The sequence below is a fragment of the Kitasatospora sp. NBC_01539 genome (assembly GCF_045040525.1).
In the GTDB taxonomy this organism is placed as follows: Bacteria; Actinomycetota; Actinomycetes; order Streptomycetales; family Streptomycetaceae; genus Kitasatospora.
Map to the genome: position 1 here is coordinate 4,607,663 of NZ_CP109390.1, position 12,314 is coordinate 4,619,976.

The 12,314-nt window shown below is 73.6% G+C and carries 9 protein-coding genes, 1 tRNA gene and 1 riboswitch; of the genes, 6 read left to right on the forward strand and 4 right to left on the reverse strand.

Features of this window, described 5'->3' with window-relative positions; translation table 11 throughout:
* Positions 1 to 19: 19 nt before the first annotated feature.
* The 3 genes from OG335_RS19925 to OG335_RS19935 form a co-directional block, all read right to left on the reverse strand.
* Entirely contained in the window at positions 20 to 688 is a 669-nt protein-coding gene (locus OG335_RS19925; protein ID WP_405015458.1) for an ATP-binding protein, read from the reverse strand.
* Positions 689 to 920: 232 nt separating this feature from the next.
* The gene (locus tag OG335_RS19930) at positions 921 to 1,745 is read right to left on the reverse strand and encodes a glycerophosphodiester phosphodiesterase (RefSeq protein ID WP_405012477.1); all 825 of its coding nucleotides are present in this window, start codon (positions 1,743 to 1,745) and stop codon (positions 921 to 923) included.
* 169 nt (positions 1,746 to 1,914) lie between these two features.
* On the reverse strand, positions 1,915 to 3,234 hold the full coding sequence (locus OG335_RS19935) for a purine-cytosine permease family protein (protein ID WP_405012478.1): 1,320 nt from the start codon (positions 3,232 to 3,234) through the stop codon (positions 1,915 to 1,917).
* An 82-nt stretch (positions 3,235 to 3,316) separates the two neighbouring features.
* A riboswitch (TPP riboswitch) is annotated at positions 3,317 to 3,459 on the reverse strand.
* Between the two features lie 217 nt (positions 3,460 to 3,676).
* Between OG335_RS19935 and OG335_RS19940 the strand changes: the two genes are divergently transcribed.
* The 3 genes from OG335_RS19940 (at position 3,677) to OG335_RS19950 (ending at position 7,169) form a co-directional block, all read left to right on the forward strand.
* A complete protein-coding gene (locus tag OG335_RS19940; protein ID WP_405012479.1) occupies positions 3,677 to 5,434 on the forward strand; it encodes a S1C family serine protease in 1,758 nt (585 codons plus the stop codon).
* Between the two features lie 60 nt (positions 5,435 to 5,494).
* Positions 5,495 to 5,582 (forward strand) — tRNA-Ser (locus OG335_RS19945).
* A 222-nt stretch (positions 5,583 to 5,804) separates the two neighbouring features.
* Entirely contained in the window at positions 5,805 to 7,169 is a 1,365-nt protein-coding gene (locus OG335_RS19950) for an FAD-binding oxidoreductase (RefSeq protein WP_405012480.1), read from the forward strand.
* A gap of 670 nt (positions 7,170 to 7,839) precedes the next feature.
* Here OG335_RS19950 and OG335_RS19955 read toward each other — a convergent pair.
* Positions 7,840 to 8,856, reverse strand: a complete 1,017-nt coding sequence (locus OG335_RS19955) for an EamA family transporter (RefSeq protein ID WP_405012481.1) — start codon at positions 8,854 to 8,856, stop codon at positions 7,840 to 7,842.
* Positions 8,857 to 8,997: 141 nt separating this feature from the next.
* Between OG335_RS19955 and OG335_RS19960 the strand changes: the two genes are divergently transcribed.
* The 3 genes from OG335_RS19960 to OG335_RS19970 all read left to right on the forward strand — a co-directional run bounded on the left by OG335_RS19960 (position 8,998) and on the right by OG335_RS19970 (position 12,288).
* Positions 8,998 to 9,873: a DUF1906 domain-containing protein gene (locus OG335_RS19960; protein ID WP_405012482.1), complete on the forward strand. Its 876-nt coding sequence runs from the start codon at positions 8,998 to 9,000 to the stop codon at positions 9,871 to 9,873.
* Positions 9,874 to 10,025: 152 nt separating this feature from the next.
* A complete protein-coding gene (locus OG335_RS19965; RefSeq protein WP_405012483.1) occupies positions 10,026 to 11,684 on the forward strand; it encodes a long-chain fatty acid--CoA ligase in 1,659 nt (552 codons plus the stop codon).
* 85 nt (positions 11,685 to 11,769) lie between these two features.
* The gene (locus tag OG335_RS19970) at positions 11,770 to 12,288 is read left to right on the forward strand and encodes a DUF4396 domain-containing protein (protein WP_405012484.1); all 519 of its coding nucleotides are present in this window, start codon (positions 11,770 to 11,772) and stop codon (positions 12,286 to 12,288) included.
* Positions 12,289 to 12,314 lie beyond the last annotated feature (26 nt).

Genomic DNA, 12,314 nt, shown 5'->3' on the forward strand with positions numbered 1-12,314 from the left:
GCGGCCCGCCGGGCGCGCGCTACGCCACCGGTTCGCCGCTCTTGCCGTCGCACAGGGACAGGGCCGCCCACACGGTGACCTCCCCGGGCGCGTCGCGGACGCCCCATGCGCTGGCGAGGCGTCCCACGATGCTCAGACCGCGCCCGCCGCGCGCGGTCAGCGACGGACTGGAAGGCATCGGCCGGGTCGGTGCGCCGCCGTCGGTGACCTCCACCGTCAGCCCGTCCGCCTGGGTCCACCAGCGCACCAGGATGCCGCCGGGCCCGGGCTCGGAGATGTCGTCCGGATCCGCACGGCCGGCGTTCCGGGCGCGGTTGGTGACGGCCGATGCCAGGACGTCCGCCAGCTCCTCCGCGGCGTGTTCCTCGACGGTCCGTTCGTCGAGTTCCGCGAGCTTTCCGAGCGGCCGCGCGTACCGACAGGAATTGCTCAGCAGTTCGGAGAGGATCAACACCGCGTCGTCGATGACCGTCTCCGGTATCGCGCGATCACCGAGCTCCCGCCGCATCCGTCGCCGTGCGGCGCCGACACTGGCCGGACCGTGCGGCACCGCCAAGGTCGACGAAGTCGGCCCTACCTTCTCGGGCACAGCACGCGCCACCATCAACGCCACCCCCGGGACCTCCTTCAGCGTCTGCCGAGGGATGGATGCCCCTCCGGAATGCGTCGGAAACGAGCCCCGGGCGATCGCGCGCGGACATTTCGAGGTACCGCGACGGACGGTATTCAACCGGCGAAAAACTGCTTACGGTCCGTTGTGAAAGTCACAGGAATTGAGCGTCCGCTGACCCCCGTTCAGGAGATTGACCGCCCCGCGCACGCTGTTGTGCGCGTCCTGTACACCCGGTTCCGCCCCGCGCCCGGACGGGCACCGGACGAGGTGCCGCCGGACGCTCCCGGACACCCGCCGGACGGCCCGCTCAGCGCCCGAGCCGGGCCAGCACCTCGTGCGGCCGGTTGGTGATCAGCGCCTCCACACCCAGCTCCAGGCAGAGGTCGACGTCGGCCGGGTCGTCGACCGTCCACACGTGCACCCGGTGCCCCGCCCGGCGGAGCGCCGGGACCAGCCCCGGGCTCCGCCGCACCAGTTCGATCCCCGGACCGGCGATGCCGGCGCCGCCGGGCAGCGACCGCGTCCGGCCGAGCACCGGCCACCGGCGGTCGAGCAGGTACACCGTCGGCACCGCCGGCACCGCGCGGCGCACCCGGTGCAGGGCCAGCTCCGAGAAACTCATGATCCGCACCAGCGACTCCTCGGCCGTCCGCGGCAGCAGGCCGTAGTGGTCGAGGAGCCGGACGAGCTCGGTCTCCGTGCGGCCCGCGTGGCGGGTCGGGTGCTTGGTCTCGATCGCCAGCCGCACCGGCCGCCCGGCCCCGGCGACCAGCTCCAGCAGCTGCGCCAGCGTCAGCACCGGGCTCGGTTCCGGCGCGTCCGGCGACTTCCAGGAGCCGAAGTCCAGCGCGGCGAGCTGGTCGAGCGTCATCGTGGAGACCACGCCCCGGCCGTCCGAGGTGCGCTGCACCGTCCGGTCGTGGACGCACACCAACTGCCCGTCGGCCGTCAGCCGGACGTCGCACTCCAGGCCGTCCGCGCCCTCGTCGATCGCCCGCCGGTACGCCGCCAGGGTGTGCTCCGGCAGGGCCGCCGAGGAGCCGCGGTGCGCGACGACCTCGACGGCGCCGCGGTCGGGTGCGGGGCCGCCCGCTGCCGCGGGAACGGTCCGACGGAGTCTTCGGGTGTCCACGGCAACACCCTACGAGGGCCCGGATGTCCGGACGCACCCGCCACGGGGAACCCGCGGTGAACAGCTCCGGCGCGGCCTCCCGGCGGGCGGTGGCCTGCCGGGTCGGTCCGGGTCGGTCCGGCTGGTTCGGGTCGGTCCGGTTAGTCCTGCCGGTCGGCCGGTACGGCCGTCAGCGGGCGTCCGCCCCGGTGCCGGAGGTCCGGCCGGTCAGCGCCGTCAGGCCCCAGGTCGCGAGCGCCGCCACGAGGAAGCCGAACAGCGAGGCCGACGTCCAGGACTGCGGAGTGAAGCCCACCGCGTCCCGCAGCCGCATCCAGAAGTCCGTCCACCAGTCGGCGATGCCGGTCGGCGCCAGGAACTGGTACGCGGCGAAGCCGAGCACCCACGGCAGCAGCATCAGCGGCCGGGCCGGGGCGTCCTGCGCGGTGTTCCAGCCCTGCCGGCCGGCGCCGAAGAAGTAGTCCACCGCCAGCACCGCCAGCAGCGGCACGAAGACCGCGCCGATCAGGTAGAGGAAGTTCGCGTAGGTCTCGTAGAACTCGCCCTCCTGGATGCGCAGCGCCAGCAGCGTCACCAGCGCGCCGATCCCGCCGGTGAGCAGACGGCGGTCGACCCGCGGCAGGAGGTTGTGGACGGACATCGCCGTCGAGTACACGTTGGCGAACGACTGGTCGGTCTCGCGCACCACCAGCACCAGCAGGAACACCCAGCCGGCGGCCACCCCGGTGAAGGAGGAGAACACCTTCGACGGGTCGCCGCCCGACTGCAGCAGCGCGATCAGGCCGAGGGCGTAGCACCAGGCCTGGGCCAGCGAGTACCCGGTGAAGCTGCCCCAGAAGGCCGACGTCGCGGTGCGGGCGTGCCGGGTGTAGTCCGCGGCCAGCGGCACGAAGGAGACCGACACCGCGATGACCGCGTCGGTCGCCGTCAGGAAACCGTGCCAGTTGCCCGCGCCCGGGTCCGGGAAGCCCTGCCGGCCGAGCTGGACGGTGAAGTACACCATCGCCACGCCCACCGCGACCGCCACGTACTTGCGCAGCACCGCGATCGCGCCGAGCGGCCAGATCGTCAGCACCGTCGTGACCACGCCGGCGAGCAGCACGAACAGCCAGCGCCACCCCTGCGTGCCCGCCACCGTCTGCGCGCCGCCGGCGATCACGATCAGCTCGAACACGCCCCAGCCGATGCACTGCAGGATGTTGAGCACCGTCGGCAGGAAGGAGAGCCGGGTGCCGAACAGCCCGCGCAGCATCGCCATCGCCGGCGCGCCCGTCCGGGCGCCGATCAGCGCCGCCACGCCCAGCATCGAGGTGCCGATGACCGTGCCCGCGACGATCGCCGTCACGGCCGCGGCGAACGACAGCTCACGGCCGCCCACCACCAGCACCGTGACCGCGCTCTGGAAGCCGATCAGACTGACGCCGAGGTTGGCCCAGAGCGCGAACTGCGCCCGGAAGTCCAGCGTCCGCGGGGGAGCGGTGTCCAGCACCAGCGGCGCCTCGACACGCGCGCCGTCCGGGGCGACGGGCTCAGACCCGGTTCCAGGATCGGAAAAAGAGGCAGGCGGAACAGCCGTCATGGCCGATACTCCCTACGCCGGCATTACCCGGACAGGTTCAGGCGGTCTGCGCCACCTCGGCCCGGCCGGTCACTGCCCGGCCGGTCGATCGGCGCACTCTCAGCCTGGAAGGTCCAAGCTCCCGCGTGTTCAGATAGGACGACAGGCTATCCGGCGCAGTCCCGGAGGCCAAGGCCCGGAGGTCCGCCGTCCGGATCGCGGGACGGAGCAGAGGGCTCCGGACCAGGTCGGAGGGCGGTTCGTCGGGGACACCTAAGGATTCTTAGGCGTTCTTCAGGGGGCTCCTTACGGCAACCGAATCCGGGATGCGAAAAACTATGGTTCTAGGTCCTGTCAGCTATGGAGGTCGTCCGTGAGCACCGAGCACGCGAGTGGGTCCACCGGGCCGCAGGAGGGCCAGCCCTCCGGTGCGCCCCAGGCGGTGGGTCCGGCTCACGACACCGCGCCGGCCGCCGCGCCGCCGGTCGTCGAGTCCGCGCCCACGCTCGCCTTCGCCAAGCTGAGCGACGCCCCGGCCGCGCCACCCGCGCCCGCCGCGCCGTCCCCGTACATCGATGCCCCGCCGCCCGTCGTGCCCCAGGCCGCGCCCGCCTACCTGGACGCGCCGCCGCCCGCCGCACCCCAGGCCGCGCCCGCCTACATCGACGCGCCGCCGCCCGTCGTGCCCCAGCCGCAGGCGTCCAACCCGTACGCCGCCCCGGTCGCCGCCGACCCGTACGCCGCCCCGGCGGCTGTCCCGGTCCCGGTGGCTGCGCCGGTCCCGGCGGCTCCGGCCACCGGGTCGACCGACCCGTACGGCACGCCGGGCACCCCCGGCACCCCGCCGCCCGCCGGACCCTCCGCCCCGACCGAGGCGCACCACCCGTTCGGCGCGGGCCACCCCGTCGGCGGCTGGGGCCACCCCACCGGCGGCCCCGGGGTCCCCGGCGGACCGGCCGAGCCCGGCGGCCCCGGTTACCCGTACGCCTCCGCGGGCGGCCCCGCCCCGCGCCGCAAGCGCGGCGGGCTCATCGCCCTCGTCGCGGCCGTCGCCCTCGTCGCCGGTGTGGCCGGCGGGGCGATCGGCGTCGCCGTCTCCGACGGAGACGGCAGCGACAGCAGCGCCGGGCACTCCAGCACCACCGTCAGCGTCAGCGACAGCCGCAAGGTGACCGACCGCGCCCCCGACTCCGTGGCGGGCATCGCGGCGAAGGCGCTGCCCAGCACCGTCACCATCAAGGCGACCGGCTCCCAGGAGTCCGGCACCGGCACCGGCTTCGTCTTCGACACCGAGGGCCACATCCTCACCAACAACCACGTGGTCGCCCCCGCCGCCAACGGCGGCAAGCTCACGGTCAAGTTCTCCGACGGCTCCTCGTACGACGCGTCCGTCGTCGGCCGGGCCCAGGGCTACGACGTCGCCGTCGTCAAGCTCGACAACCCGCCCAGGGACAAGCTCAACCCGCTGCCCCTCGGCGACTCCGACAAGGCCGCCGTCGGCGACGCCACCATCGCCATCGGCGCCCCGTACGGCCTCGAAGGCACCGTCACCACCGGCATCATCAGCGCCAAGGACCGCCCCGTCGCCTCCGGCGACGAGACCGGTGCCCAGGCCTCCTACATGAACGCCCTGCAGACCGACGCCTCGATCAACCCCGGCAACTCCGGCGGCCCCCTGCTCAACGCCTCCGGCGCGGTCATCGGCATCAACTCGGCGATCCAGTCCAACACCAGCGGCTCCGGCCGGGCCGGCTCGATCGGCCTCGGCTTCGCCATCCCGATCAACCAGGCCAAGTGGGTCGCCGAGACCCTCATCAAGGACGGCACGCCCGTCTACGCGATCCTCGGCGTCCTCCGCAACGACGACTACAAGGGCGACGGCGCCCAGATCCAGACCGCCGCCGTCCAGGGCCAGGCGGCCGTCACGGCCGGCGGCCCCGCCGACCAGGCCGGCCTCAAGCCCGGGGACGTCATCACCAAGCTCGGCGGCATCCCGATCGACAGCGGCCCGACCCTCGTCTCCGAGATCTGGACGCACAAGCCCGGCGAGAAGGTCGAGGTCGAGTACACCCGCGACGGCAAGGCCGCCAAGACCACCGTCACCCTCGGCGAGCGCAAGGGCGACAGCTGACGCCCACCCGGAAACGGAGTGCACCGAGGAGGCCCCGAACCGTTAGGCTGACCCCCGCCAGGAGGGTTGCCCGAGCGGCCTAAGGGAACAGTCTTGAAAACTGTCGTGAGGTGACCCCTCACCGTGGGTTCAAATCCCACACCCTCCGCAGGTGAGGCGAAAGCCCAGCTCAGGGCGGGTACCGACGCAAGTCGGTACCCGCCCTTCGCGTTGCGTGCGCCCGGCGACCGTCCGGGGCCCGCTCGGGGGCGGACGCGCTCGGGGGTGGGTCCGGCGGTGGCGTGATCGGTGATTGTGCACCGTCCTTGCCGCGGGCGTCCGGCGGGGGCAGAGTGCAGAGCGGACGGGTGTGCGAGAGGTGGAGGCTGCCGTGGGTGATCTGGTCGACCGGTTGTTGGCGGGGCTCCCGGAGGCGGCGGTGGCCGTCGACGTGGATGTCGTGGCGGCGTACGCGCACGACATGGCGGGGTTCTGCGAGGCCGGGGTGGCGGCGGTGGTGGTGTTCCCGGAGACGGTGGAGCACGTGCAGCACGTCATGCGGACGGCGACCGAGCTGCGGGTGCCGGTGGTGCCGCAGGGGGCGCGGACCGGTCTGTCGGGCGGGGCGAACGCCGTGGACGGCTGCATCGTGCTGTCGATGGTGAAGATGAACCGCATCCTGGAGATCGACGCGGTGAACCGGATCGCGGTCGTGCAGCCGGGTGTGGTGAACGCCGAGCTGTCGCGGGCCGCGGCCGGGTACGGGCTGGCGTACCCGCCGGATCCGTCGAGCTGGGAGTCCTGCACGATCGGCGGCAACATCGGGACGGGTGCCGGCGGGCTGTGCTGCGTGAAGTACGGCGTGACCAGCGAGTACGTGCTGGGCCTGGAGGTCGTGCTGGCGGACGGGCAACTGCTGACGACCGGTCGGCGTACGGCGAAGGGTGTCGCCGGGTACGACCTGACGCGGCTGCTCGTCGGGTCGGAGGGCACGCTCGCGGTCGTGGTGGAGGCGGTGGTGGCGCTGCGTCCCGCGCCGGCCCCGCAGTTGGCGCTCGCGGCGGAGTTCCCCAGTACGGCCGCGGCGAGCGCGGCGGTCTGCTCGGTGATGGCGTCGGGCCACGTGCCGTCGCTGATGGAGCTGATGGACACGACGACCGTCCGCGCGGTGAACGCGATGGCGAAGATGGGGTTGCCGGAGTCGACGCGGGCGCTGCTGCTGGTGGCGTTCGACGGTCCGGCGAAGGAGGCGGAGCTGGCGGCGGTGGCCGAGCTGTGCCGGGCGGCGGGTGCGAGCGAGGTGGTGCCGGCCGAGGACCAGGCCGAGTCGGACATGCTGCTGGAGGCGCGCCGGCTCTCGCTGCCCGCGATGGAGCGGCTCGGCACCACGATGATCGACGACGTGGCGGTGCCGCGGTCGCGGCTCGGGGAGATGCTGGACGGCGTCGAGGAGATCGCCGCGCGGCAGCGGCTGACCATCGGCGTCGTCAGCCATGCCGGTGACGGCAACACCCACCCGGTGGTGATCTTCGACGCGGACGACCCGGACGAGACGGCCCGGGCGAAGGCCTCCTTCGACGAGATCATGGCGTTGGGACTGGATCTGGGCGGCACCGTCACGGGTGAGCACGGTGTGGGCCTGCTGAAGCGGGAGTGGCTCGCGAAGGAGCTCGGGCCGGTCGGGTCGGCGCTGCAGCGGCAGATCAAGGCGGTGTTCGATCCGCTGGGAATCCTGAATCCCGGAAAGGCCGTGTGACGTCCGGTTGTCCGACGATCCGGCCGGGGGCGCACCGCGTTCGCATCATGCGCCCCGGCGGACGGTACGGCGCACTGGGGGCGGTTTCCGGGCGCCCACGAATCGGGTGAATCCGCAGGTGGGGCCACCGTGATGGCGTTTCTCGGTTATTCCTCCGCCGCACCGGGATCACGCTAACGGGCGAAAAGGCCGGGTCGAGCTATGCCTTTGTCGATTTGTTGCGGAAGTCTTCTCCCTCGACGGCGGGCTCCGGTCCGGCGTGCTTCGATCCCCGCCACTCCCGCACGACGGAGGAACACCATGGCGCACTCCCGTCCGACGGCCCCGCCTGCCGGTCCGGCTCCGACCGCCGCTCCACCGCGGGTGGTCCGTGCGGTGGCCCCGGCCCCGGCCGGCCCATCGATCACGCCCTGACCCCGGAGGCGCGGGCCGCCTGAGGGGACCTGGCCGTTCGGCCGTCGGCGGGGGCGCCGAGCGGCGGGGTGGCAGCGACGGTCCGGCGGCCGGTGCGCGGAGAGGGCGACACCCGGGCGGGGAAAGGGTCTGCCGCAGCGGGTTCCGGCGGGCGGGTGCCGTACAGCGGCGCCCGCCCGCCCTTCGTTTCCGCGACCCCGCGCAGACCTCGCCGCCCGCGACGGCCGCCAGTAGGGGGTACGCCGGTGACGCCGGGTCAGCGGCGCGCGGTGAGGGTCGCGCCGACGCTCGCCGCGACGACGCACCCGATGCCGGCCAACTGCACGCCGCCCAGGAGCTGACCCAGGACGACGAGCCCGACCAGGGCGCTGATCGCCGGGTCGAGGCTCACCAGCACGCTGAACACCCGCTGCGGCATGCGCCGCAGGGCGGTCATCTCCAGCGCGTACGGGAGGACGGGGAAGAGCAGGGCGACTCCCGCCACGGCGAGCAGCAGCAGGGCGGGGGAGGGGGACGCGGCCAGCCCGTGCCAGGCCTGGGCCGCTCCGAACGGCGCGACGACGAGGGTGGCGACGGCGAAGGAGACGGCGAGGCCCTCGAACCCGTGGAAGGCGGCGCCCACCCGGTGGGTGAGGAGGATGTAGCCCGCGTAGCAGGCGGCCGCGCCGAAGGCGTAGCCGAGTCCGGCGGGGTCGAGTGCCGCTCCGCCGCTGCCGTGACCCACCAGGGTGAGCAGGGCGACTCCGGCGGCGGCGAGCAGGGCCCAGAGCAGGTGTCCGGCGCGGCGGGAGAACGCGAGGGCGACGGCCAGTGGTCCGAGGAACTCGATGGTGGCGGCGGTGCCCATGGCCAGCCTGCTGGTGGCGGCGGCGAAGAGGAGCGTCATCCCGGCGGAGGCGATGCCGAGCCGGGCGGCGGCGAGGAGGTCTCGGCGGCTGCGTCCGCGCAGCCGGGGGCGGGTGAGCGCGAGGAGGACGACGGCGGCGACGGCCAGGCGCAGGAAGGTCGCCCCGGCCACGCCGACGAGGCCGAACAGCGAGGTGCAGGCGGCGATGCCGAGCTGGCAGGCGGCCATGGCGGTGATGCAGAGCACGGGGGCGGGTACGCGGGCCGGGCCGTGTTCCGGGCGTCGGCCACGGGCGGAGGCCGCGACGCCGGTGGGCGCCGAGGTCCTGCTGCCCGGGCTGGTGCCGGCGGTGCTGGTGATGACAGCAGTGCTGGTGGTGCCGGCGGCGGAGCCGGTGGGCGGTGCGAAGGTGTCGGCGGCGGGCATGGCGACGAGTCTGACGTAAGGACCGCAGGGCCTGCAAATCCCTTACATGATCCCCGAAGTCCCCCACCGGCCGGGTGAATCGTGCCCGATCGGCCGCGCGCCTGACCCGGCGATCCGACGATCGGTCAGTACGACTGTGGCGTGCGTACCTTGGGAACAGCCGCGCTGGCCGCGGCCTCGACCGTCCTGCTGATCGGCGCCACCGCCGTGCCCGCGGCGGAGGCCGCCCCGCCCGGTGCCGGCCCCCGGCTGAGCCGCACCGTGCTCGACGACCCGGCAGCCGCGCCGGGAAGCCGTCTGGCCGAGGGCGAGGTCTACCAGGGCGCCGGGTTCGACGCCTGCACGGCGCCGACCCTGGCCACCATGCAGACCTGGTGGGACGACTCCCCGTACGGCGCGGTCGGCATCTACACGAGCGGCAGCCAGCGCGGCTGCACGCAGTCGCGGCTCACCGCGGACTGGGTCGCGCAGGCCCGCGCGATGGGCTGGCGGTTCGTCCCCACGCACGTCGGCCGACAGGCGCCGTGCAGCACGAGCGGCAGCAAGCCGCAGCACATCGACCCCGGCGACGCCGTGGGACAGGGCCAGCAGGAGGCGGCCGAGGCCGTCGCCTCGCTGCGTGAACTCGGCTTCGGCGCGGGCACGCCGGTCTACCTCGACATGGAGGCCTACCCGCGCGGCGACAGCACGTGCAGCCAGGCCGTCATGGACTTCACCGTCGGCTGGACCCAGGCCCTGCACGCGGCAGGGCACCGGGCGGGCTTCTACTCCTCCGCCGAGTCCGGGGTCGCCGACCTCGCGGCGGCCGCCCGGGCCGGCAGCTCCCCGCTGCCCGACGCCGTCTGGTACGCCCGCTGGGACGGCCACGCGACGGTCACCGACGGCGCCGGCGACCTCAACCCCGACCTGTGGACCGACAGCGGGCGCATCCACCAGCACCAGGGCAACGTCACCGAGTCGTACGGCGGGGTCTCCCTCTCCATCGACCGGGACGAGCTCGACTCGCCGGTGGGCTGATCCGGGCTCCGGCCTGCGCCGGAGACGCTGGTCTCAACTCGACCACGAATGCTGACACCGGGCCCGGGGCGGACAAGAATCGGCATGCCGGCCGTGGCTACCTGTGAGTAGCTCCGCCGGTGTCTGCCGCCACCCGGTCAAGGAGGACCCGCGTGTTCAGCACCATGCAGGACGTACCGCTCACCGTCTCCCGGATCCTCGCGCACGGCTCCACCGTGCACGCCGGCTCCACGGTCACCACCTGGGACGGCACCGGCCCGGTGGTCCGCAGCTACGCCGAGGTGGGCGTCCGGGCGGCCCGGCTCGCGTACGCGCTCCGCGACGAGCTCGGGGTGAACGGCGACCAGCGGGTGGCGACCCTCATGTGGAACAACGCGGAGCACCTGGAGGCGTACCTCGCGGTGCCGTCGATGGGCGCCGTGCTCCACACGCTGAACCTCCGGCTGCCGGCGCTGCAGCTCGCGTACATCATCAACCACGCCGCCGACCACGTGATCATCGTGAACGGCAGCGTGCTGCCGCTGCTGGCCGGGGTGCTCGGGCAGCTGAACGAGACCCTCCGCCACATCGTGATCAGCGGCGAGGGCGACCGCTCCCTGCTGGACGGCTTCACCGGCACCGTCCACGAGTACGAGGCACTGATCGCCGACCGCCCGGCGGTCTACCCGTGGCCCGAGCTCGACGAGCGCCGGGCCGCCGCGCTCTGCTACACCTCCGGCACCACCGGCGACCCCAAGGGCGTCGTCTACAGCCACCGCTCGGTCTACCTCCACTGTCTGCAGGTGATGGCGGCCGACAGCTTCGGCCTCACCGCGCGCGACGTCGCGCTGCCGGTCGTCCCGATGTTCCACGTCAACGCGTGGGGCGTGCCGCACACCGCCTTCATGTCGGGCGCGAGCCTGCTCATGCCCGACCGGCACCTGCAGCCCAAGCCGCTCGCCGAGATGATCGACCGGGTGAAGCCCACCGTCGGCGCGGCCGTCCCCACCATCTGGAGCGGCCTGCTCGACGAGCTCGACGCGGGCGACTACGACACCTCCACCCTCCGCATGGTGGTCATCGGCGGCTCCGCCTGCCCGCCCGCCCTCATGAAGGCGTTCGAGGAGCGGCACGGCATCAACGTCGTGCACGCCTGGGGCATGACCGAGACCTCTCCGCTCGGCACCTTCTCCCTCCCGCCGGCCGGACTGACCGCCGAGCAGGAGTGGCCGTACCGGCTCACGCAGGGCCTGTTCCCGGCCTCCGTCGAGGCCCGGCTCGTCGGCCCGGGCGGCGAGCGCATGCCGCACGACGGCGAGGCCGCGGGCGAGCTGGAGGTCCGCGGGCCCTGGATCGCGGCCGCGTACTTCGGCGGCGCCGACCGCGAGCCCGAGCGGCCCGAGGACAAGTTCAGCGAGGACGGCTGGCTGCGCACCGGCGACGTCGGCACCATCACCCCCGACGGCTACCTGACGCTCACCGACCGGGCGAAGGACGTCATCAAGTCGGGCGGCGAGTGGATCTCCTCGGTCGAGCTGGAGAACCACCTGATGGCCCACCCCGAGGTCGCGGAGGCCGCGGTCGTGGCCGTGCCGGACGAGAAGTGGGGCGAGCGGCCGCTGGCCACCGTCGTCCTGCGGCCCGGTGCCGTCGCCGGCCTGCGCGAGCTGCGGGCCTTCCTCGCCGGGCGGGTCGCCTCCTGGCAGCTGCCGGAGCGCTGGGCGCTCATCGAGTCGGTGCCGAAGACCTCGGTGGGCAAGTTCGACAAGAAGGTGATCCGGGCCGAGTACGCCGCCGACGCGCTGGACGTCACGGTGCTCGGCAAGGAGTAGCCGCCCTCCCCTCCCTCGCGGGGAATACCCCCAGGGGGTATGTGGTTCCCCTGGATGGAACCCGCGAGGGAGAGGAGCCCGCACCATGGAGCACCACCATCACCCCCGGCACCCGGCCGATCCCCACCGGCCCGCGTCCCCGTCCGCGCCCCCGTCCGCATCGGTATCCGTGTCCACCTGGGGGACCGCCGCGCTCGCCACCCTGCACTGCCTCGTCGGCTGTGCCACCGGCGAGGTGCTCGGCATGATCGTCGGCACCGCCCTGGGCCTGGGCAGCGGCGCGACCGTCGCCCTGTCGGTGGCCCTGGCCTTCGTGTTCGGCTACGCGTTCACCATGCGGGGCCTGCTGCGCTCCGGCCTCGCCCTCGGCGCGGCGCTGCGGGTCGCCCTCGCGGCCGACACCGTGTCGATCCTCGTCATGGAGCTCGTCGACAACACCGTCATGGTCACCGTGCCCGGAGTGATGGACGCAGGACTCGGCCGGGCGCTCTTCTGGGCGGCCCTGCTGCTGTCCCTCGTGGTGGCCTTCGTGCTGACCGTGCCGGTCAACCGGTGGCTGATCACCCGCGGACGCGGCCACGCCGTCGTCCACGCCCACCACTGACCACCGCCGGCACCGCGCTCGGGCCG

What these genes read in the sequence shown, in the direction of transcription:
- OG335_RS19955 (WP_405012481.1), bottom strand. Translation starts at nt 8,856, where the DNA reads ATGCCCGCCGCCGACACCTTCGCACCGCCCACCGGCTCCGCCGCCGGC.
- OG335_RS19970 (WP_405012484.1), top strand. Translation starts at nt 11,770, where the DNA reads ATGGAGCACCACCATCACCCCCGGCACCCGGCCGATCCCCACCGGCCC.